This window comes from Novosphingobium sp. BL-A-41-Hi4A-0G (genome assembly GCF_055521735.1).
Map to the genome: position 1 here is coordinate 66613 of NZ_JBVFVU010000004.1, position 21198 is coordinate 87810.

Annotated in this window: 18 protein-coding genes; 7 read left to right on the plus strand and 11 right to left on the minus strand. The window is 62.6% G+C overall.

Going from position 1 to position 21198, the window contains the following annotated elements; all coding sequences use genetic code 11:
* Positions 1-13: 13 nt before the first annotated feature.
* From ACZ1JX_RS21190 to ACZ1JX_RS21225, 8 genes are all read right to left on the minus strand, one after another.
* A complete protein-coding gene (locus tag ACZ1JX_RS21190; RefSeq protein WP_427468534.1) occupies positions 14-2239 on the minus strand; it encodes a site-specific integrase in 2226 nt (741 codons plus the stop codon).
* On the minus strand, positions 2236-4023 hold the full coding sequence (locus tag ACZ1JX_RS21195) for a hypothetical protein (RefSeq protein ID WP_010890909.1): 1788 nt from the start codon (positions 4021-4023) through the stop codon (positions 2236-2238). Before ACZ1JX_RS21195 ends, ACZ1JX_RS21190 begins: the two co-directional genes overlap by 4 nt.
* Entirely contained in the window at positions 4020-5411 is a 1392-nt protein-coding gene (locus ACZ1JX_RS21200) for a tyrosine-type recombinase/integrase (protein WP_010890908.1), read from the minus strand. Before ACZ1JX_RS21200 ends, ACZ1JX_RS21195 begins: the two co-directional genes overlap by 4 nt.
* 154 nt (positions 5412-5565) lie before the next feature.
* Positions 5566-5958, minus strand: a complete 393-nt coding sequence (locus tag ACZ1JX_RS21205; protein WP_465126975.1) for a zincin-like metallopeptidase domain-containing protein — start codon at positions 5956-5958, stop codon at positions 5566-5568.
* Between the two features lie 2 nt (positions 5959-5960).
* Complete coding sequence (locus ACZ1JX_RS21210) at positions 5961-7862, minus strand: reverse transcriptase domain-containing protein (RefSeq protein ID WP_010890906.1); 1902 nt, start codon at positions 7860-7862, stop codon at positions 5961-5963.
* A gap of 629 nt (positions 7863-8491) precedes the next feature.
* Complete coding sequence (locus ACZ1JX_RS21215; protein ID WP_465126976.1) at positions 8492-8875, minus strand: ArdC-like ssDNA-binding domain-containing protein; 384 nt, start codon at positions 8873-8875, stop codon at positions 8492-8494.
* Positions 8872-10539 carry an ATP-binding protein gene (locus tag ACZ1JX_RS21220; protein ID WP_010890904.1) on the minus strand — a complete coding sequence of 556 codons (1668 nt, stop codon included), beginning with the start codon at positions 10537-10539 and terminating at the stop codon, positions 8872-8874. The genes ACZ1JX_RS21215 and ACZ1JX_RS21220 overlap by 4 nt, the downstream gene beginning before the upstream one ends.
* Before the next feature lie 72 nt (positions 10540-10611).
* Complete coding sequence (locus tag ACZ1JX_RS21225; RefSeq protein ID WP_465126977.1) at positions 10612-12684, minus strand: ParB/RepB/Spo0J family partition protein; 2073 nt, start codon at positions 12682-12684, stop codon at positions 10612-10614.
* 205 nt (positions 12685-12889) lie between these two features.
* Between ACZ1JX_RS21225 and ACZ1JX_RS21230 the strand changes: the two genes are divergently transcribed.
* The 3 genes from ACZ1JX_RS21230 (at position 12890) to ACZ1JX_RS21240 (ending at position 15327) form a co-directional block, all read left to right on the plus strand.
* The gene (locus ACZ1JX_RS21230) at positions 12890-13348 is read left to right on the plus strand and encodes a helix-turn-helix domain-containing protein (protein WP_010890902.1); all 459 of its coding nucleotides are present in this window, start codon (positions 12890-12892) and stop codon (positions 13346-13348) included.
* 12 nt (positions 13349-13360) lie between these two features.
* Entirely contained in the window at positions 13361-13951 is a 591-nt protein-coding gene (locus ACZ1JX_RS21235; RefSeq protein ID WP_010890901.1) for a PIN domain-containing protein, read from the plus strand.
* A 236-nt stretch (positions 13952-14187) separates the two neighbouring features.
* A complete protein-coding gene (locus ACZ1JX_RS21240; protein ID WP_010890900.1) occupies positions 14188-15327 on the plus strand; it encodes a Fic family protein in 1140 nt (379 codons plus the stop codon).
* On the opposite strand, the gene ACZ1JX_RS21245 is transcribed toward ACZ1JX_RS21240, so the two are convergent.
* Entirely contained in the window at positions 15314-15676 is a 363-nt protein-coding gene (locus ACZ1JX_RS21245) for a hypothetical protein (RefSeq protein ID WP_465126978.1), read from the minus strand. The genes ACZ1JX_RS21240 and ACZ1JX_RS21245 overlap by 14 nt on opposite strands.
* A 75-nt stretch (positions 15677-15751) precedes the next feature.
* On the opposite strand from ACZ1JX_RS21245, the gene istA reads away from it, so the two are divergent.
* The 4 genes from istA (at position 15752) to ACZ1JX_RS21265 (ending at position 19753) form a co-directional block, all read left to right on the plus strand.
* Complete coding sequence (gene istA, locus ACZ1JX_RS21250; RefSeq protein ID WP_277788710.1) at positions 15752-17278, plus strand: IS21 family transposase; 1527 nt, start codon at positions 15752-15754, stop codon at positions 17276-17278.
* Positions 17268-18047: an IS21-like element helper ATPase IstB gene (gene istB, locus ACZ1JX_RS21255; protein ID WP_086740912.1), complete on the plus strand. Its 780-nt coding sequence runs from the start codon at positions 17268-17270 to the stop codon at positions 18045-18047. Before istA ends, istB begins: the two co-directional genes overlap by 11 nt.
* Before the next feature lie 222 nt (positions 18048-18269).
* Positions 18270-19277: a tyrosine-type recombinase/integrase gene (locus ACZ1JX_RS21260; protein ID WP_465126979.1), complete on the plus strand. Its 1008-nt coding sequence runs from the start codon at positions 18270-18272 to the stop codon at positions 19275-19277.
* Positions 19274-19753, plus strand: coding sequence for a hypothetical protein (locus ACZ1JX_RS21265; protein WP_011445585.1), 480 nt, complete (start codon positions 19274-19276; stop codon positions 19751-19753). Before ACZ1JX_RS21260 ends, ACZ1JX_RS21265 begins: the two co-directional genes overlap by 4 nt.
* Positions 19754-19963: 210 nt before the next feature.
* Here ACZ1JX_RS21265 and ACZ1JX_RS21270 read toward each other — a convergent pair whose 3' ends face one another.
* Positions 19964-20443: a Ros/MucR family transcriptional regulator gene (locus ACZ1JX_RS21270; RefSeq protein ID WP_010890941.1), complete on the minus strand. Its 480-nt coding sequence runs from the start codon at positions 20441-20443 to the stop codon at positions 19964-19966.
* A 286-nt stretch (positions 20444-20729) separates the two neighbouring features.
* Positions 20730-21065 (minus strand): single-stranded DNA-binding protein, encoded by a 336-nt coding sequence (locus ACZ1JX_RS21275; protein WP_010890940.1) that lies wholly within the window; start codon positions 21063-21065, stop codon positions 20730-20732.
* Between the last annotated feature and the right edge of the window lie 133 nt (positions 21066-21198).

Sequence of the window (21198 nt, forward strand, 5' to 3'; positions counted from 1 at the left end):
CTCTTCCGCACCTTCAGCCCGTCACCCGAAAACCGGCCTCCTCTCCCTCTCCTGCCACACCGGTCCTAGGTGTGGCGGCACTGGGCGCGATCTGTTCGAGGACACGCTCAATCCTTGCCACCTCGGCCTGAAGCGTTACCCGCTGCGGTTCTGGAAGCCGCTTCTCGCGCAGCAACAGCCGCGCCTCGTCAGCTCCGCGCTGCCAGGCCGGGCGATGCCGTTCGGCAATACAGGCATTGGGGCAGCGGACCGGCTCGCACATGGCGATCATTGGGCCGGTCGCACCCGGTTCCGAAATGCGGTTGAGGCACAGGGCAGTTGCCGGATCAAAGAAGCAATCGGCCAGCGGGCCGACATGCAATGTCCGCGCGAGACTGCCGAGCATCGTCCGTAGGCGTGGCCGGTCGGCAATCATGGCGGGTAGCGGCGCCAACTCGTGGGCGGCAGTATCGAGTGCGGCTCCGATCCTGTTCGCGGCAGGTCCGCCAAGGCGCGCACCACCTTGCCGATCGTCGAAGTAGACGAGGATATCGTCGATCTGGCCAAGCGCGCGCTGGGCTTCGATCTCTCCCCGAAATCCGGACCGGCTGCTGCCGGCATAGCCTTCGAACGCCGCAACGCTGGCGTGCTTGTACTGGATCATGCCGGCAATCGTTCCAAAGGGCCGGTTGGCGATGTGCCAGGCAATGGTCCGGCGAAACTGGCGTGTGGTCAGACGCCAGGGCGCGCCATTGGGGCCGGCAGGAATGATCGGTGCCTGCGCCGTTCCGAACCGGTCGTTGAGATGATCGCGAAATCGGTTGAGTTGCCGGACGATCTCCGCAGAAACATGCGTCTTGGTGTTTACCCGAAGCGCGAGGACCGGCCACAAAGTCGTTGTCCCGCGCGCTAGGCTCGCCCGCGCGGAAAGCCGTTCGAGGACGGCGATGGCTTCGGCAACTGGTGCGATCGTGACCCACTCGGTCTCCTCGCCGCCTCCGCGCTTGCCCTTGTAAGCGGTGGACTTGATGCGATGCCGCAAGATCGCACCGTCTTCTGATCTGGTGACGGACAGGCATCCCCGCTTCATCGCCTGGATCTCGCTGTCCCGCATGCCTGAGAGATAGGCACAAACGACGTAGGCTGCCGACTGCAGCATGACCTCTTCGAGAGCCAGGACCTTGGCATCGAAGCGGGTGCGCCAGGGCAGGCCAGTATCGGGATCGGCCGAAATGGGCGTATCCATCCCGCCGATCTCGGTGCCGAGTTCTGCGATGACGGCGGCAATGAGGTCCGGCGCGCCGGTGGTGAGGCCAAGGTGCATGGCAGGTTCGGCCTGCGCATCGATGCCGGCATGGAGGTGGATCAGGTGGTAGTTGATCGGCGGCGTGACTTCGCTGCTTTGCAGATCTGTCCGCGTTGTGCCGTTGTGTGGGGTGGTCCAGATCGGAATCCCGCGCCGTTGTCGCCGCAAGGCGGCAATATAGGTGTTGAGGCGTTGGCGTTGCCGCGACCGTCGATCCGCATGATCAAGACCCGCCTCAGCGGCAACCAGACGGTCGCGCGTTGCTTCGAGGCGATCGAGTTCCGCCCGCGCGGCGAGGATGTCATCTGCATAGCAGGTCACGTAGCGCAGCGACCAGGCGAGCAGCGGGGTGATGATCGCTTCCGGAATGCGCGGCGTCCGGTTCTCTCCGGCGATATGCTTTGCTCCCGCCACCGAAAACGGGCTGCGGCCGGGCCATGGCTCAAAGGATAGGCGTGCGGTCGTCAGATGGTGGCGCAACTCGTGCAGGTCGAAGATCACGCGCAGCCGGGTAGCGACTGCAGCCGGACGCAGCCCGGCAAGGCGCAAAGAGCGGGCGTACCGATCGGCCAAAGGCTGATCGACCCGGCCGAGATCGAAACGACCCAGCTCTGCCTTCACGAAGTCGAAAAAGCGCAAGGTCCGGTTGGCCTCGCCGCGCACCCCCGCCGGCTCAAGCCGTGAACGGTGGCCGGGTAGATCGACATTGAGACGCGCATGAAGAATCTGGCGCAGGGCATCGGCGATGGATGGGTCGTCGATACCGTCAAAATGTACCGTGATATGGCAGCGCCGGGCGTTGTCGCGAAACACGCCGGGAGCCAGATCCCAGACCGGATCGCCGTATCGCGAGATATGCGCGCGATCGAAGCCGGTGCGCAGCGGTGCGGACAGGAGCACCGGGAGGGCATTACGTTCATCGCCGCCCTCCGCCAGAAGCTGAAGAGCCGTCATGCGCGGGCCTCGGGCGGCAGATAGACCGTGGGAGGTTCGGCCGCGACCTGCACCCGGGCCCTTGCCACAACGTCGTCGCCGAAGGCAGGCAGGATCTGCTGAACAATCCGGTCACGGGCATGGCCGAACTTGGCTGCCCAGTCGGCCGCGCTCAGGCCGGCTCGCTGATCATCGACGAAGGAGAGGAACGCGAGGATGGCGGGCAGCTTGCGCGCGGTGATGACCGCGTTGCGGCAATCGAGGCAACCCCAGAAGGGTGTGGGGCACGCGGTACCGGCAGATGCAAAGGGACTGGAATAGAAGTTGCCGCAGCTGGCAAGCCAGACGTCCTGTTCGCCGTCGAGAAGTGCGCGCGAGACGCCTTCATCATCCGGCGCGGGGCTCGCCAACGCGCCGCGCAGACGCTCCTCGTCGGGAGGAGGAAGGATCCTCGGGCCGGTCAGCGCTTCTTCGAGGGCGTCCGCCACGGCCTGCTCATGCAGCGGTCTGAGTGCCGGAATATCGGCGTAGTGTCGTGCCGCGATCTCGACGGTATGACCAACAGCGAAGCGGGCCATGTGCCCTTCGGTCTTGAGGTACCACAGGGCCTTGTGGGTCTTGCGTAGCTGCGAAAGGCGCAGGAGTAGCGGTCGACCGGCGTCATCGACAATGCCGTGACGCAGCGTCCACGCGTCGATCGTCGTGCGCGGATGGCGGATACCAGCAGTGATCTCGTTGGTCTGATAATAGACCCAAAGGTTGTCGCTGGAATTATGCACCCTGGCCTTGGCGGAGAGTGCGATAATCCGCCGGATCAGGCCGCCCGGTGTCGATGAGCCGCCATCACGGACCCGGATGGTCTTGTGCTCGGCACCGTGGGCGCGAAGCTTGGTGTAGGCGACATCGACGGTGCCGCCCGAAGCGTTGCGCAAACAATCGATGGTGAGCGACTTGCAGCACTCCAGCTCAAGCCCCGTCTCCAGCGAGAGCAGAACGAGAAGCGGCACGACGTCGCGTGCAGTAAGGTAGTGGGCAGCATGGAGGCCCAGGTTGAACCTTGCGCCGCTCAGTTCGCGAATCCACCGCAGCTTATACAGACTCTGACATGCGGGATCACGGTGGTGCAGCACGCCGCGCGCTTCGATGGCAGCGTGGGCTTGGCGGTAAGCGCCTTCTATCTCCGGCACCTCATCGAAACGCGACCCCGACCGCAAGCGCGCCTCGATCGCAACAAGATCGGCGCGTGCCGCATCGCGGAGTTGGCGAGCGACATACGGACTGTAGGCATCGCGTGGACGGGGGCGAACGTGGGGGTGCGAGCTGATGTAGCGCAGCCGTTCCCGCAAGCCAGGATCGACAAGCTCCGGACCATCGGCCGCAATGCGGCGAAGGACGGAGACGACCTTGGCGACATAGGTCGGCGCGTGCACGCGCGACTTGCCCTTCGCGGCGAGCCACCTCTCGAACCCGTCGATATGGTCGGCGCGAAGGTCTGCCGGGCCGTTGATCCGGTCGCCTGTCCCGGCAAGATAGGCAAAGAAGCTCGGCAACTGTGTGACGTATGTCTTGATCGACGAACGCACCATGATGGGGCCACGCGGAGCGACCAGCATGAACAGGCCCCGTGCAAAGGCGAGAGCCAGGCCACGGGGCCGCAAGCTGGTGAAATCCACGAGCAACTCGCCGCCGTATGGCGGATCGATCAAGAAGCGCAGCGTGCTGATCTGCGACCATGGATCGGCCTCGGGCGCAGTCGCGGCGGCCTCGAAACTGACCTTGCGCCCTTTGCGTGGAGCAGCGGTCATGATGGAAGATAGCCCGGTACGAGTGCCAACAGTTCTTCGACCGCCGCATCGATGGTATCGGCACGCGTGGCGAGGTGATCGAGATAGATCGAGGTCGTGGCGAGGCTTGAATGGCCGAGCAGTCGCTGGACTTGCTGAAGCGGATCGCCGACCAACTGGCGATAACCTTCCATAGCGCCCACCGGTGCCGCCGCCTCGGCAAGGCGGCGCTGGATCAGCATGGCCAGCATGTGGACCGCGAACGAATGCCTGAGCTGATGGGGGCTGACCCGGACGGGGATGCCGGCATCCATGGAGCGGCGGCTCGCCCGCGCGAAGATCGCTTCCCACGAGTTGGGAAGCACCGGATGCCCGACCTCGGTCAGCCAGAGCACCGCTGCTTCGCAGGGCGTGCCATCGTCAGCGCAAATAACAAGCCTTGCGCGTTCATCCGGTGTGACGACCTCCATATCCATCGTGCCACCGCCAACCAGCTGCAATGCGCGCAGCCCGAATGAGGGGCGGTGTATGAAGATCGGGCGGTCGATGGCTTCCCAGCCACGGCGCCTTGCGAACTTGGCGACGGCTGCGGCTCGCTCCACGGCAATATAGGCGTCAAACATCGGCAACAAACGGCGCGGCAGCAATATGCCACGCCCCCTGTCCCCCTTGGTGAGTGCCGCCGGAAGTTCGACCCGCCGCTGCCGTTCCGCGCGGGCGCCGCCAACCGGAATCTCGGCGGCGAGCAGAAAGGATGCCTCTTCGAGGCGCAGGCCGGTGGTGACCAGCAGATCGGCGAACAGCGCATTGCGCGCGCCATTGCGGTCACGTGCTCCAGGACGCTCGGTTCCCTCTACGGTCAGGCCGCGCAGGCCGACCTCGCGGAAGGCGCGGTAATCGGTGAGATCGATGAAGCGAACATCGGACCGACGGGCCGCGCGTTCATAGGCGTCGTTGCGGCCCGTGACGGCCGCTCGACGCCCTCCGTGCGAACTTCGCCAGACCTGACGGTGGGTAAATGGTGTGCGCTCGATCAGGCCTTCCCGCTCGGCCCATCGATAAAGCTTGTCGAGCGAGGCAATCGCCCGGTTCCATGTCGACGCCGAAACCCGGAACTCAGCGTCACTACGCCGACGTGCCCGATGATACGCACCGACATCATCGGTATCGGCTTGCCAGACAGACTTGCCGCGCGCGGAGGCGAGGAAGCGAACCCAGACCAGGACATCATAACCGTGGGCGCGCAGCGAATGGCGCGAACGCGCCCCGTTCAACGGCAGATCGAGGAAGTAGCGGTCGAGGTCTGGATCGTAGATCTCTCCACCTCGCAGGATTACCGGGATGTAGGAGTCCAGGCCATCCGCCGCCCGGCGTTCCTGAATGACGATCAGCGTCTCTGAAGTATCCACAGCTTGCCAGTCCCTCCCCCGGACCCCCTCCCGAATCCAGATCGCGCACGTTGCGCGTCTGCGGGACGGTGGCCATCAGGCCGGACTACGCCAGCTTATGGATAGCGCTTCATCCGGCCTGATGACCCCCTGCGTTGTGCCAAGAACATACCATTCAATGGTGCGTCAGGCACGGTGCAGACTGTCCAGATAATGCCACGATCTCTTCGAAGGCATAGGCATCGTCGCCGAAGCGCTTGCCGAACTGGCGGTTGAGCCGCTTGGCAGCGCCGGTGGCGTGGCCAAGCTCATGGCAACGGGTCGAGAAGTAGGCCTCGATCGAGTGGAACGCGGAAGGGTTAGGCAGGGTGACCGTATCGGTCCCCGGCGAATAGTGCGCGCTATCGCCGCCATGGACGACGCGGATCGGGATCGCATCGAGAAAATCGCGCACTCCGACCGACAGCTCGCCGATCGCGGTCGGATCGGGAGGCTCTGGGTAGTAGTGCGGCGGCAGGCCATCGATCTGCGACGGTAGGGTAGGCCCGCAATGTCTCGGAGAGAACATCGCTAGGCCCCCCTCCGAACCGAACGTGCACCTTTCAGCGCATTCGGCTCTCCACGACTGCGTGCTGTCCGCCGTTGGCGGTCGGTCGGCTGTCCGGCATGGACATCGTTGTGGCAGCGGGAGCACAAGACCATGCGTTTACGCTGACGGGCGGCCGCCATATGGCGACTGAACCCGGCATGCTGCAATTCGCCGATCCTGCGGACGTGATGAACCTCACAAGGTTGGTCATTGCTACCGCAACGCTCGCATTCGCGGGCGTTGAGCCGCTCGACCAGCTCTGTCCTGCTGAACACGAACTTTGCTGAGGAAGGGATATCGATCCCGCCCCAGGTGCGCGTGTGTCGCTGGAGGTCCTTCAACTGCCACAGTTTTATTGTCCGGGTGGTGTCTCCCACCTCGTAGCTGATATAGAAGTCCGTACCGCGACGCAGTTTGGCGAAGACTCTGCGAGCCGATGTCCTGTGCTTTCCGGCGATGGTTTTCACGCATGAGAGCAAGGCGAAGTAACCTGCCTTGTTCAGCTTGCGTTTCACGTCGTCAGCAATGGCATAATAGTTCGCAAAGCCGCGCCATTCGGCGTTATAGGCTAGGACGATTTCCACATCGCTTGCGAAGCGCAAGGCCGCCCTCCCAACAGGTCTGAAGCTGTCGTAGTCGCCCCATTCCTTTGAGTTGACGAACCGCACGACGCGGTCCCTTGGCACCAGAAGTTTCATCCGGTCGGCCAAGCCTCGCCGCACTGCCGGACGACCATCGAAGATCGCCTTGTGCGGATTGGGATTGGTCATGGTCCGGACTTCGTATCCGAGGAACCGTGCCCCATCCGAAGCCTTGTGGATTCCGCTTTTCTCGGCGGACACGGCCAACTTCAGGTGATCGGACAGGTAGGTCCTGACCTCCTCCATGATTTGTCGTGCTTCCGATTTGCTACCAGTGACGCCGATGATGAAGTCGTCGGCGTATCGGCAGTAGCGCAGTCTCCTGTAGTTCGGATCAAAGGCGTCGCTGGCCGGAACGGCAAGCCGTTCCGCCTTGAGCCGACCGATCTCTTCCAAGAAGGAAGTGACTCTGGGATCGTCGCCGCGCCCTTTGGCGCGAAGTTGATCCACTGTGCGGCGGACATAGGACAGGCGGTTCCTGATGCGCCGGGCATCAGGGGATGGTGATCGCTGCTTCCCTTTGTCGAAGCCAGCCATCTTGGCCTGCATGAACATATCCAGTTCATGCAGGTAGATGTTCGCCAGCATCGGGGAGACGACCCCGCCTTGGGGCGTTCCGCTGTAGGTCTTGTGAAAGACCCAGTCTTCGACATACCCGGCCTTGAGTAGACCCCGGATGAGCCGCACGAAGCGACGATCCGCAATCCGTTTTTCGAGCAGGGATACGAGGACATCATGATCGATGTTGTCGAAGAACCCGACAACATCGACGTCGATCAGCCATTTCACCCCGGTCCAGATGGCGCGGATCGATTCCAACGCCGTGTGGCATGAACGTTTCGGGCGGAACCCATGAGAGTGTCTGGAAAACAGCGGCTCATAGATTTGCTCGAGGATCGTCCGCACCACTTCCTGGACCAACTTGTCTTCCGTGGTCGGCACGCCAAGTGGCCGTTTCTGGCCATTGGCTTTCGGGATATACACCCGTCTTGCCGGTTGAGGTCGATAGGTCCCGTTCGCAAGCCGTTCGATGATGGACCTGACCTTGTCGGGCGAGAAGCCGTCGAATGTCTGACCATCAACTCCGGGCGTCATCGCCCCTTTATTCGGGGCGATCCGCTGGTAGGCATGCTCCCAGAGGAGCGGGCTTTTCAGCAGGCGATAGAGGCCATTGACCTTCCGACCCGACCTGATGACGGTCGGGAGTGATCTGACGGCCCTCTCAATGGTATCTGGCAGCATTAGCACACCTCCTTTTGAGGTCGTCTGATCGCAGTCGCTGCCGCCCTTCCCCCGGTCGGTTAGGCTTTCGCCCGGGTCACCCCGAGCTTATACTGCCGACCGTCCGCCGATTGCTCGGCGGCTGTCCCGGCCATTACACCGGGCATTTGAGTAATATGGCGGCTCCGTGCCCATACAGGTCGCTGGTCTTCCCAGCGCCTGCTTCAGGGCATCCCGTAATTACGGAAATTGGAGATACGACGTGGTTAGGTGCCCCGTTCGTTCACTTACCCCTCCCTATAGAGGGTGCGTCAGAGAGGCTGGCGCGCTCGCGGAAGTCCCGCTCGCTGTGGAGGAACTCAACGCCCTTTCCTCCGTCTCTCCGATATGCCGCGTCAACCATTCTGCGACATCGCCACGTTATCAGCCGCTGCAAACTGGGGTTCAGGCAGTATAGCTTTCACCATACACGTCTTGCCCTGATCCCTCGCGCCTCAAATGGCTTTGGCGTTTCGGGACCTTTTCTGAACATGCTATTGTTCCCCGTCCCTTTCGGGATCGCAGCCATTTCTGGCCGAGGTTAGTCCAGTGGGCATGATCTATAGCCAGCAAGATCAACTATCCATGATAGCACTCCTTAATTTCCGCCGTTACGGCGCACCGTTGAAGACGTGGTTCCACTTCATGAACCGGATCGTCTTCTCGGTGGCCTCACCGGTCAGGCGATCGGTGTCGGTTTTGCGCGCCGAGGCATAGAACACGCTAAACGAGCCGCTCTCGCCCTTGCGGACATGCGCCCCGAGTTCGGCTGCCTGCCGAAACGTCATCCAATAGGGACTTGTGAACCCGCGGCTCTCGGCGACGGCCCAAAGGAAGAAGGTGTTGATCCCCGTGTAGGAAAGTCCGTTATGGCGCAGCGGCCGCGTGGTGGTCGCAGACCAAGGCTTGAGCCACGGCGCGGTACCGGCGGCGATCTTCTCAAGGATCAGGTCGGTGATGACCTGGGCGACATCGGGTTTGGGGTGACGAGTCATTGGTTGGCGCCCTCCCCCGCGACGACAAGGGTGAGGTCATTGCCGCTGCTCGACCAGGTCAGCTGCAGCTTGCGGCCATGCGGGATGCGCCAGGCAACACGGTCGGCGAAGGCCATGCGGATGCCAGCGAGAATGGCGGCGTCATCGCCTTCAAGGATGGCATGGGCCCGCACGGCAGCGTCGTGGCGAAAGCGGGTCTCCTGGGTGTCGTAGCTGTCGGCATCGGAATCGTCCGAAGGCGAGAACACCGCATCGATGATGAGGTCGGTGAGATCGTTCGGATCGAGTTCCGAGCCCCGGGTAACTGCAATCACCGCGCAGTCGGGATCGCCCCAGGAATCGTCGCCCTCCTGGATGACGAAGTCGGTCTCGACGTCGAGGCGGTTGCCGTGCTGATCGGTCAGTTCGATCCGGATAGCGTCCGGCCTCTGGGTCAGGGCATCGGGCTCACTCGCGGCCGCCTGATCGCCGTCGTGCGTGAGGCACTCGCCAGTGCGGATGAAGCAGGACAGGGCGTCATACCACGGATAGCCGATGAAATTGGTGATCGGCTCATGGAACGCACGGGGGTCGGGTCCGCCGAGCTTGTGTGGTTCCCCGCCATTCGAGCGCCGGAGCGCGCGGCCGAACGTCACGGAATCATAGGAGTCCGTGTCATCGTAGATGGTCGCGCCCGGCTCGAGATCGGCGAAGGCCGGGACCTGGCGATAGTCTTCGCGGGCGGTGGACGGCGACCAGAGCGGCAGTTGCCGCGCCGCTTGAGGGAAATCGTCGGAGTAGAACCGTGCCTCGAGCCAGTCCTCAAAACTCAGCCTGTGCAGCGGCTCGGCGTAGATGACCGAGAAGATCGCACGGCGGCACAGCGCGACGAGATGGTCGAGCGCGGTATTGCGGTAGATCTCCTTGCGGGCGGGCAGGACGAGAACAAGGTCCGGGGCATCGACGATATCGACCTGGACGCTCCACTGGGTGTGGTGGACTTCCTTGATCACCGGGAACGCGTGCTTGAGCGTCACCCCGTGGAAATTGAGCGTCGCGACGTGCGGCGAATGCCGGTCGCGGAACACCCCGATCCGGAAGCCATCGCGCTCGATGATCTTGTAGGCATCGGCGAGGAAGTCGGCGCGGGCGATATCCTTGCCGTTGTAAGTGACCGGCAGGGGGAAGAACCGCGCCGCTGCCTCAACGGTCCGCTCGAGCTTGCCATCCGGTCCGGGCGGAAAGTGGAACGCGATTGCCGTGCCGCGCGGACCATCCCACGGCAGCACATCAATGTCGGCCTCGCCGGTCCAGGCATCACCTGCGATCGCCAGCCAGAACGAGCCAGCAGCACTGGTGGAACTGACCACCGTGTCAAGCCCGGCGAGGCTGAAGAAGCCCATGCCGGCAGGGTCCTCACGTGACCGGCATTCACCGGGCCAATCGGATTGGCCGAGCGAGACGAGATCGATGGGATCAGCAATACCTGCGCCGTCGTCATCGACGGTGATCAGGCAGGCATCGTCCAGGTGCTCGGCCGTCACCGCGACGCGTGTGGCGCCGGCGCGCCGGGCGTTCTGGAAGAGTTCGGCGAAGATGTCGTCGAGGGTCCCGTTGAAGATACGGGTCACCTTGGTGATCGCTTGCGGTGAAACCCGGGCGCGCAATTTGGTCAGCGTGGTCATTAGGCATGTCCTGTATGCGGGAGACGTGCAGCCGCAGGCGCATCGGCCTGCGGCTGCTTCGTGGGGGCTGGATCAGGCGTCGACAGGCTCGGCCGCTTCGGCGTCCTGATCTTCGCTGGCCTCCAGTTCATCGCCCTCGCCTTCCGGCGCGGGTTCGCCCCCAGCTTCGATCGGCGCCTGCTCGTCGTCGGTCTCGCTGGGAGAGATGGCGCGGAACCGCATCGCTTCGGGTACCCAGGCGAGTGCAGCTTCCTTGACCTCGGGCGCGACGATGGTCTCGCCGGCGAACAGTTTCTCGCACGACGCCGAGAGGTCGCCCTTCTTCGAGCCCATGAAGCTCGCCGCCATGGTTGGACCGCCGACTTCGCTGACATGGGCGAGCAGCGTCTGCTTGCTGACGCGGTCGAAGTAGTTGGCCGAGGTCGGCCGCCAATGGCTGGCGACATTGATCCCCATCAGCGTCGCAAGGTGATCGTGGAGGTCGATCGGTTCGGGACCGGACTGGCCGACTTTCTTGTCGATGCCCAAGCTCGCTTCGAGTGTCTTGGCCATGCACCAGGCAAGCCAGCTCGCCTTGGCATCATCGTCGAGCGCACTGAACGCGGCGAACCTGTCGACCGTGCGGCGGTGCTCGGTCCAGGAAAGATCGAGCGTCTCGCGCATGTCGGCCATCAGCGTGTGCGCCGGGCTCTCAGGATAGTTGGTGAGATAGAGCGAGGGCGACGGGGCGCGCAGTGTCGTACCGAGAGCCTGGGCGCTGTAGAGTGCGCGAGAATCCGCGATCGCGAAGATCAGGTAGTCGAGCGCGATCGCCGGGTTGGAGGCGAGGTTGATCGCGAGGATGTCGCGGCGCTGGACGGCGAGTTCCTCGACCAGCTTCTGCGACAACGGCTTGGGTGCCGAGGCGGCGCCTGCGCCCTCCCCTGCCCCGCTGTCTGCGCCGCCCTGCGTATCTGCACCGCCGCGCGCCTTGCGCTTCTCAAGCGGCTTGTCGCTGTAGAGGCCGCTGGCCACGGTCGGTTCGCCGTCGGCGCCGATGATGACGAAGCAGCCGACATTGGCCTTCATCTCCTCGGGGATCACCGGCGGTTTGTCGTGGAGCGCATCGTAGGCATTGGTTGCGGCGTCCCAGCGGGCCTGGAATTCGGCGGCAGCCGCTTCATCGTCCTCGTCGACGCCGTCGCTTTCCGCTTCCAGCGCGGAGATCGTCTCCATGAGGCGGTCGGCTTCGGCCTGTTCCTCGTCAGAAAGCGGTGCGGGTTCGAGGTGGACCTGGTGGAGGTCTTCGGTTGCGCCATAGGTCACGCGGGTCTCGAGGATCGGCCGCACCCAGGCGTAACCCGAGGTTTCGGCGATCTGGGTCGCGAAGGCCTGCAGCTTCTCGCCCGCGATGCGCTGGGCAATCTCGGCATCGATCCAGGTCTCGCCGCCATCCTCGGTGAAGAGGTCGCGCTCGATCTTGCCGCCGGCGGCGAGGTAATCTGCTTCGCTTGCGAGCTTCGCCATCGGCGAGGACGAGCGGATCGCGCTGTGGGTGATCATCCGGCGGATGGAATCTGCCTGGTTGCCCTGCCAGGAGTTCGAGAGCTCGTTCCACACCAGCATCTGGCGTTCGTGGTTGGGGGTCGTTGCGTAGGCCTTGGCGACATCCAGGGTGATCTTGCCTTCCTCGAGTGCGGCGAAGATCGGATCAGCGAGGTCGGCGAGGCGCAGGCGGCCTTCGATGAACCGGCGGGTGCGGCCAAACCGCTTGGCAATCGCGTCGAGGTCGCTGCCCTCATTGACGAAGTGCTTGTAGGCCCGGATTTCATCGGTCGGGGTCATGTCGAGCCGGATGACGTTCTCGATCAGCGAGAGTTCGGACTGCTCGGCGGCATCGATGTCGAGCACGCGGCAGGCGACGGGGTGATCCTTGGCGAGCTTGCCCGCCTCGAGGAGAAAGTTCAGTGCTCGCAGGCGGCGACCACCGGCGGTCACATCAAACATGCCCCGCTTCTTGGCTGGCGCCACGATCAAGTTCTGAAGGAGGCCCTTGGCCTCGATGTTGGCGGCGAGTTCCTCGATGCAGAGGTTGCTGTCATTCTTGCGGACGTTGGCCTCGGACAAGCGTAGCTTGCCAAGCGGGATCATCTCGATGTCGTTCATGGGGGGTGCTCCTGAAAGCTGGATTGACCGAGCCCTTCGGCTCACCCCTTCCAGCCCCCCTCCCCTCGACATTTCAGGAACGGCCCCGGGACTTCAGGCCCATGGTTTACGGCGATATGCCAGAGCTGCGGAACCCGGAGCGGAGAATTTGGTTGCGTTTATTGCGAATATTCGATAGTGAATATGGCCATCACGGAGAGAGCCAATGACCCTGCCAGCCAACGCCTTGCCCTTTGGCAACAGGCTGCCCTCGGCCGATGACCGACAGATCGCCAACCAGCTTCGCCGAATTCTTGCCGCCCAGAAGGCCGGCGAGGCGAAGCTGCGCGTGCCCGATCCGAAAACCAGAAAACCCGTTGAAATCGCCCTCACACCGGCGATGTCGGATCTGTTCCTGGAATTGCTGCGTCACATTGGCAGCGGCGATGCCGTCACGCTCGTTCCGATTCAGCAGATGCTGACCACACAGCAAGCGGCGGACCTGCTCAATATTTCGCGGCCCTACCTCATCAAGCTGATCGAAAAGGGCGATATCCCCCATAGCATGGTTGGTAGGCATCGTCGCCTCAAGGCAGAGGATGTGTTCGCCTACAAGGCTAAGCGTGATGAAACGCGCGCCAAGGCTATGGACGATCTGCTTTCGGGCGACGCGGACCTTTATTGATCTCCGGCCGCCATGTTCGCCAATCGCTACACAGCTCTGGTAGATGCCTGCACACTGGTCAGCGCCCCTAGGCGGGACCTGCTCCTCACGCTGGCCGAAGCGGAGTTCTTCCGGGTGCGATGGTCGCAGCGGATTCTCGATGAAACGCAAAACGCACTGGGCAGGATTTTCGCCGAGCGCGGCATCGAAGATTCTGCCTCGCGCGCGGCGCGCTCGGTCGGGGCCATGCACCGCGCCTTCCCGGAAGCGCTGGTAATGGCTCCCACTTCGCTTGCGTCGATGACCTTCGGTCTTCCCGATGCGAACGACGAACATGTGCTGGCGGCAGCCGTCCAGACACAGGCCCAAGCGGTGGTCACGGAGAACAACGCGGATTTCCCCGAGGCAGTCCTGACGCCGCTCAACATCGAAGCACGAACTGCAGATGAGTTCATCGCCGACACCATTGCTCTTGATGAAGGCAAGGCGGTTGCCGCGATCCGAACATTGCGCACTCGGCTTACGCGACCGGAAATGTCTGCAGAGGGCTACCTGAGGTCGCTAGAGGCGCATGGGCTATTCGTCACTGCCTCACTGCTCAACAACCACATCGAATCCATCTGAGGTCCATTCGCGTCTCGATCGCTGACGTGAGGTAGGCCGGTCTAACAGCACAGTCCTATTTAACATCGCTGATGTTAAATGCGCTCAAGGCACCCCTGCGCCGATCAAGGCCTCGGTGAAGCGCCCCCAGCACTTGCGCTCGGAAATCGGCGGCAAGCGCCCCGTGAGGCATAAATCATGGCTTTATGCCTCATAATGAGCTATCGAGTGAGTTATAAAGCGGGAACGAATGCCTCATGAAGTGGAATTGGCAGCAGCCGGACTGGCCTGATTTTCGCTGGAATAGCGAAGCCCTGGCCGTGCACGAGGCCCGTTTCCTGCAGCAATCCGGGATCATGATCGGCGTGGTGAAGCACCTCGGCGATGAGGACCGCACCAGCGTCGTGCTCGACGTCATGACCGACGAAGCGATGAAGACCTCGCAGATCGAAGGCGAACTGCTCAATCGCGACAGTGTCCAGTCTTCGCTGCGCCGCGAGTTCGGTCTCGAAACCGAAGCCCGCCGGATCCCGCCTGCCGAACGCGGCATCGCGGAAATGATGATGGCGCTCTTCCGGGACTTCGCCGCTCCACTGACCGAAGAGGTCTTGGGCGACTGGCATCGCCTGGTCCTGAGTGGGCGCAGCGACATCGACGTCGTTGGCCGTTACCGTGAGCACGAAGATGCGATGCAGGTCGTCTCGGGAGCCTTGCACAAGCCCACCGTCCATTTCGAGGCACCACCGTCGCGCGAAATGGCGGCGGAAATGGCGCGGTTTCTCGAATGGTTCGCGGCTACCGGCCCTGGCGGCGCTACGCCCCTACCCGGCCTAACCCGGTCTGGCCTCGCGCACCTCTACTTCGTGACCATTCACCCGTTCGAAGACGGCAATGGCCGTATCGGGCGCGCGATCGCGGAGAAGGCACTGTCGCAGGCAATCGGGCAGCCAAGCCTGATCGCGCTGTCGCAGACCATCCAGCGGCGGCGCTCGGCCTATTACGACGCACTCGAAGCGGCGAACAAGTCCAACGAGATCTCCGACTGGCTCGCCTATTGGGCTGAGACTGTCCTTGATGCGCAGACCCACAGCCTGGCGCTGATCGACTTCCTGCTGGAGAAGACCCGGTTCCACGACCGGTACCGGGGGAAGCTCAACCCGCGGCAGGAGAAGGTCATTGCGCGCATGTTCCGTGAGGGGCTCGACGGGTTCAAGGGCGGGCTCAGTGCTGCCAACTACATCACGATCGCCGACACCTCGCGGGCCACGGCAACCCGCGATCTTCAGGAGCTGGTCGCGCTCGGCGCGATGGGGCAAACGGGAACGCTCAAGGCCACCCGTTACCACCTGATCCTCGATGCTGTTGCCGGGACAAACCCGCCGGTCAATCAGGCGTAGTCCCTGGGCCCGTCATCGCCTGCAGAATGGCCTCGGCCTTGTCGGTTGGCACGAACACCCGGGTTTTGTAGGCGATGATCTCGGTGAAGCAGCCCATAGCCTTGAGCTCGGGGATGCGGGCCGCCTCGGCGCCGACGATCTCGATCCGGCGCGCCCCGTTCACCCGGGACGTGCGAACGGTGAAGTTCAGCGGATGCGGCGCCTTCCACGTGCCACCACCGAGAATGGCTTGGGCGATCTTGGCCGGGTCAGTCTGCGCTTTGCGCGAGACGCCAAGCTTCTCGAGCGTCGCATCGACGTAGAGGTCATGGATGTAGATTTCCGCTGAGAAGTGACCCGGTAAGGGCATAAATTTCCATTGAGAATTGACCCATGTTTGAACCCGCCCCTGGCTGACCAGTCAGGGGTATCGGGAGTGATCGACATGGATTTATTGAGTGTAATTCGCCGGTGGCGCCTTCGTGATAAGATCCCGCTTCGTGAGATTGAGCGGCGCACCGGTTTGTCGCGCAACACGATCCGCAAGTATCTGCGCGCGGATACGGTGGTGCCGCAGTTCAAGGTACCTGACCGGTCGAGCAAGCTGGACCCGTTTGCTGAGAAGCTGACGGGTTGGTTACAAATCGAGGCTGGCAAATCGCGCAAGCAGAAGCGCACGGCGAAGCAGATGCATGCTGATCTGGCCGTATTGGGCTACGAAGGGTCCTATAATCGTGTCGCTGCCTATGTGCGGGATTGGAAGGCAGGCCGTCTCTTGGCACAGCAGGCCAGTGGCCGCGGAACATACGTGCCTTTGGTTTTCCAGCCAGGTGAGGCGTTCCAGTTCGACTGGAGCGAAGATTGGGCAATTCTTGGTGGCGAGCGTGTCAAGCTGCAGGCGGCCCATACCAAACTATCACACAGCAAGGCGTTCATCGTGCGGGCCTATCCGTTACAGACGCATGAGATGCTGTTTGATGCACTGACGCAGGCATTCCGCGTGCTGGGTGGTGTGCCGCAGCGCGGGATCTTCGATAACATGCGAACTGCGGTCGATAAGATCGGCAAGGGCAAAGCCCGACAGGTCAACGCGCGCTTCACCGCAATGGCCAGCCACTACTTGTTCGAGCCTGCATTCTGCAATCCGGCCTCGGGGTGGGAGAAGGGCCAAGTCGAGAAGAACGTGCAAGATGCACGGCGGCGGCTGTGGCAGAAGTTGCCGAGCTTCCCGGATATCCATGCGCTCAATGCCTGGCTCGAGGAACAATGCATCGCGCAATGGGGTGAGATCCAACATGGCAACTTGCCCGGCACCGTAGCCGATGTACACGCCGCTGAGGTTGGTAGTCTGATGCCGCTGGGGCGGACCTTCGATGGTTTTGTCGAACACACCAAGCGGGTGTCCCCGATCTGCCTCATCAGCTTTGAACGCAATCGGTACAGCGTCCCGGCATCCTTTGCCAACCGCCCGGTCAGCATCAGGATCTACCCCGAGCGGATCGTGGTGGCGGCCGAGGGGCAGATCCTTTGCGAACATGCCAGAATCATTGACCGATCCCACCACACTGGCGGGCGGACAATTTATGACTGGCGGCATTATCTGGCAGTAGTCCAGCGCAAGCCGGGAGCACTGCGCAATGGCGCGCCATTCTTGCAGCTCCCAGAGGCCTTCAAGCAGCTGCAAAGCCAGCTCCTACGTCGTCCCGGCGGAGACAAGGAGATGGCGGAGATATTGGCGTTGGTGCTGCAACATGACGAACAGGCAGTGCTTTGCGCTGTCGAACTGGCGCTGGATGCGGGCGTCGCCACCAAGACCCACGTCCTCAATATCCTGCACCGCCTGATCGATGGTAAGGCTCCACCGGCAGCGCCGATTGACGCACCGCAGGCTTTGCGCCTTGCGCAAGAGCCGTTGGCCAATGTCGGACGTTATGATGCCCTGCGTGAGGGAGGGCTGCGTCATGCGTCATGACCCCGCCAGTGCCGCCGTTGTCGTCATGCTCAAGGCGCTGAAGTTGTATGGCATGGCCCAAGCAGTGGGGGACCTTATCGAGCAAGGCGCCCCAGCCTTCAGTGCCGCAGTGCCGATGGTCTCCCAGTTGCTCAAAGCCGAGATGGCCGAACGTGAGGTCCGCTCGATTGCTTATCAGATCAAGGCCGCCCGGTTCCCAGCTTACAAAGACCTGGCCGGGTTCGACTTCGCATCCAGCGAGGCCAACGAGGCCCTGGTTCGGCAACTCCATGGTGGCGAGTTCATCGACGGCGCTGACAACGTAGTACTGATTGGCGGGCCCGGAACCGGCAAATCGCACATCGCCACTGCGCTGGGAGTTCAAGCCGTCGAACATCACCGCAGAAAAGTGCGCTTCTTTGCCACGGTCGATCTGGTCAATGCGCTCGAACAGGAAAAAGCAGCCAACAAGGCGGGGCAGATTGCCGAACGTCTGCTCAAGCTCGATCTCATCATCCTTGATGAACTGGGCTATCTGCCGTTCAGCCCATCAGGCGGAGCTTTGCTGTTCCACCTGCTCAGCAAATTGTACGAACGCACCAGCGTCGTGATCACCACTAACCTCAGCTTCAGCGAATGGGCCGAGGTATTCAGCGATGCCAAGATGACCACAGCCCTGCTGGATCGGCTAACCCATCATTGCCACATCATCGAAACTGGCAATGACAGCTTCCGGTTCAGGGCCAGCTCTGCCTCACCAAAACCACGAAAGGAAAAATCACCAGCTTGACCCAAAACCCGCTCTGCGGGACATACCATCACCCGGGTCAATTCTCGATGGAAATACCGGGTCACTTCTCAGCGGAAATCTACAGAATGGCCGCGGATCGCGCTCGACAAGCGCGCGGCGCGGCGCATCCGTTACAAGCAGGCACCGGATGACCCGCGCAACCGGCTCTACGCTTCGCGAGAGGGCGCCAACCGGGCGGCGCCTCCTGAGGCCTTGGCCGCGATGATGGCCAGGCTCGATGAACTGCCTGCCCCTATCCCGGTAATCTTCATGATCGGGATCACCACCGGTGCGCGAGCCGAAGACCTGCATGCCTTGCTCTTCGACTGCCTGCGGCCCGATCCGCACGACAAGCGGTTCATGCTGTTCACGTTCTGGCAGAACAAGGTCAGCCGCTGGAACACCAAGCCCTTGCTGGCGACCGATCCCGCGCACCGGGCCATGATCGAGTTGATCGAAGCCCAGCAGGATCGCGTCCGGCAGCGTTACGGGCGCGCCACGAAATACCTGTTCCCCGTCTTTTACGGCAAGCGGGAATCGTTCCTCGGCTACAACTGGACCTTGCAGGAGCTCAGGATGCTGTGCCTCAGGCACGGGATCGTCGATGGCGAAGGCAAGCCGTTCGACTTCTCATGGCATCCGTTGCGCCACCATCGAGGGACACAAATGGCGGCCGAAGGCCACGACATCCTGAGCATCATGTTCGAGCTCGGCCATGCCTCGCCGGATATGGCGTCGATGTACGTCAACAAGCGTCTCGATCTCAAGAAGAACGCCTTGCTGCGAAAGGGTGGCGGCCAGTTCTTCACAATCGCGGGCAAGGTCGACGAAGCGGTCGGCGATCTCCTGCTGCGCAAGGAAACCATGCTGGCCACGCGGGTCTGCGGCGGCGCCTGCACGCTGCCAGGGCAACTCGGCGAATGGTGCGAGCACGCCCACGCCTGCCTGACCTGCCGGTTCTTCCGCGCCGATGGCGGCGACGTGGAGCACTTCCGCTGTGAACGGGCCGGACTTTACGCCGCGATCGAAGGGCTCGAGCAGGAAGCGCAGAACTACGAGGAAGGCGGACAGACCCGCATGGCCGACATCACGCGAAAGCGCCTGCAACGCAATAAGGATGCGGTCCACAACACCGACACCATCATCCGCTCCATCGAGGAGCACGGCCTCTACAAGGGTGAAAAGCAGCGCTACAGGCCGGCCACTGCTCGAGAGGAAGCGACGTCATGACCATGGGACCGGATCTGCGGATCGCAACACTCAACGATGCCCGCAGCCGTCGTAGCGCAGAGAAGCGCGCTGCAGTCGAGGATGCGATCATGCGGCTGCGCGACACCAGGCAGGCTGTGACGTTCGTCTCGGTGGCACGTGAAGCAAAGGTCAGCCGCCAGTACCTCTACAACAACTTCGCCGACGAGATCGGCGAGGAACGCGTCGAAACCCGCGCGGAAACCGAGGTGATAGACGGCAAGAAGGTCCCGCTGCGAACGCCCGAGGAATATCGGCACATCGAAGCGGCACTCCGCAACAAGATCGAGCGCCTTGAGACCGAGCTCCGGGATGCCCGTGCCGAAAGGGCTAAGGCGGACCGAACGGCCGAGCGTGAGCGCGGTAAGGCGGAACACTGGCGTCAGCTCTACACGGCTGTCCTAGCTCGCGTATCACCGGGACAGTCGCCCGAGCCGCTGCCCTCCTCTGAAGACTGAACCGTCACGCTGCGATCGGGTTACGATCAAGCGAGTAGGAAGTGAGCCGCCTACGGCGTCTTGCACTTCCAACTCCCTTGATCGTCCAAATTATGAGCGAAACACAATGGACAGGTTTATCGCCTGCAAACCATTGAAACTAGGACACAAGACACGAATTGGTGTTGATATATGTTAAATGAAATCAAGGACTTAGCCTGATTTCAGGCGCTATCCGGCATCGGTAGCGCCAAAGGCAACGCCAAGTTTCTTGCGCGGCTTGGCCGTCTTTGCGGGTTCAGCCTTGGCCTTCGGCTTCTGTCCGGGCTTGCGGCCGAGCCCGATCCGGACCGCGAGTTCCTTGCGCTTGGCGGCATATTCCGGCGCGACCATCGGATAGTCTGCCGGCAGGTTCCAGCGCGTGCGGTACTCAGCCGGGGTCATGCCATGGTCGGTGCCGAGGTGGCGCTTGAGCATCTTCATCTTCGCGCCGCAGTCGAGACAGGTCACGGCGTCGGGCTTGACCGACGCGCGGACCGAGACTGCAGGCGTGAGCTTTTCCTCGAGCGGCTCGGGAGCCTGGCCGAGTGTGGCAAGCGAAGTATAGACCGACTGGATCAGGCCCGGCAGATCATTGGCCGAAACCGAATTGTTGCTGACATGGGCGGAGACGATGTCGGCAACGTGGTCCAGCAGGGTGTCGTCAGCCATGATCTTTGCGCTTCCTCGAAGTGGCGATGCCAGACCCTATGGGTCCAAGCGAGGAATTGCCAGTTCATGGGCGCGTATTCACGCGGCCCATGAACAAAAAAATGGGGCCAGCATTGCTGCCGGCCCCGTGAAAGTCTTGGGAGAGGATGCCTGAAAGGCAAGCCTGATATGGGTCGCGGGCACCTATGCTGCAAGTGCGAAAAGAGCCGCCGCCGTTGAATTTTTCGCACCGAGCTTCGTCCGAGATGCCCGAAGGGAGGCGGCAGTGCCGCCTCCCCGGCTCGGTTCAGAGGAAGAGGACTTCCTCGGAGACGATCTCGACCGCATAGCGCTCGACGCCTTCCCGATCGGTCCACTTCGAGTAGTGGAGGCGGCCCTGGACCTCGACCAGATCGCCCTTCTTCTTGTGCTTGGCGACCGAAGTGCCGAGGCCGTTGAAGGCGGTGATGCGGTGGAATTCGGGGATGGTCTCGGTGTAGCCCGCCTCGTTCTTGACCGTCTTGCCGTCGACCAGCTTGGGGCGGTCGGTAACGAGGGTGAACGAGGTGATCGCGGTCTCGCCGGCGTGGCGGGTTTCGGGGGCGGACGCGATGCGGCCGATCAGGATGACGAGGTTCTTCATGGGTTGTCTCCGGTCTTGAATTCGGCGGAACCGCCCGCCGATGACCCAGACAGGCGGCGCCGTTAGGCCCGGGCCCGCACCGAACGCAGAGAGGGAAACCCAAAAGCGAGGAGTGGTGCGGCAAGCCCGAAGG

Excerpts from the sequence above, each read along its gene's own strand:
- ACZ1JX_RS21190 (WP_427468534.1), bottom strand. The coding sequence starts at position 2,239 with ATGACGGCTCTTCAGCTTCTGGCGGAGGGCGGCGATGAACGTAATGCC.
- ACZ1JX_RS21195 (WP_010890909.1), bottom strand. The coding sequence starts at position 4,023 with ATGACCGCTGCTCCACGCAAAGGGCGCAAGGTCAGTTTCGAGGCCGCC.
- ACZ1JX_RS21205 (WP_465126975.1), bottom strand. The coding sequence starts at position 5,958 with ATGTTCTCTCCGAGACATTGCGGGCCTACCCTACCGTCGCAGATCGAT.
- ACZ1JX_RS21210 (WP_010890906.1), bottom strand. The coding sequence starts at position 7,862 with ATGCTGCCAGATACCATTGAGAGGGCCGTCAGATCACTCCCGACCGTC.
- ACZ1JX_RS21215 (WP_465126976.1), bottom strand. The coding sequence starts at position 8,875 with ATGACTCGTCACCCCAAACCCGATGTCGCCCAGGTCATCACCGACCTG.
- ACZ1JX_RS21220 (WP_010890904.1), bottom strand. The coding sequence starts at position 10,539 with ATGACCACGCTGACCAAATTGCGCGCCCGGGTTTCACCGCAAGCGATC.
- ACZ1JX_RS21225 (WP_465126977.1), bottom strand. The coding sequence starts at position 12,684 with ATGAACGACATCGAGATGATCCCGCTTGGCAAGCTACGCTTGTCCGAG.
- ACZ1JX_RS21230 (WP_010890902.1), top strand. The coding sequence starts at position 12,890 with ATGACCCTGCCAGCCAACGCCTTGCCCTTTGGCAACAGGCTGCCCTCG.
- ACZ1JX_RS21235 (WP_010890901.1), top strand. The coding sequence starts at position 13,361 with ATGTTCGCCAATCGCTACACAGCTCTGGTAGATGCCTGCACACTGGTC.
- ACZ1JX_RS21240 (WP_010890900.1), top strand. The coding sequence starts at position 14,188 with ATGAAGTGGAATTGGCAGCAGCCGGACTGGCCTGATTTTCGCTGGAAT.
- ACZ1JX_RS21245 (WP_465126978.1), bottom strand. The coding sequence starts at position 15,676 with ATGCCCTTACCGGGTCACTTCTCAGCGGAAATCTACATCCATGACCTC.
- istA (WP_277788710.1), top strand. The coding sequence starts at position 15,752 with ATGGATTTATTGAGTGTAATTCGCCGGTGGCGCCTTCGTGATAAGATC.
- istB (WP_086740912.1), top strand. The coding sequence starts at position 17,268 with ATGCGTCATGACCCCGCCAGTGCCGCCGTTGTCGTCATGCTCAAGGCG.
- ACZ1JX_RS21260 (WP_465126979.1), top strand. The coding sequence starts at position 18,270 with ATGATGGCCAGGCTCGATGAACTGCCTGCCCCTATCCCGGTAATCTTC.
- ACZ1JX_RS21265 (WP_011445585.1), top strand. The coding sequence starts at position 19,274 with ATGACCATGGGACCGGATCTGCGGATCGCAACACTCAACGATGCCCGC.
- ACZ1JX_RS21270 (WP_010890941.1), bottom strand. The coding sequence starts at position 20,443 with ATGGCTGACGACACCCTGCTGGACCACGTTGCCGACATCGTCTCCGCC.
- ACZ1JX_RS21275 (WP_010890940.1), bottom strand. The coding sequence starts at position 21,065 with ATGAAGAACCTCGTCATCCTGATCGGCCGCATCGCGTCCGCCCCCGAA.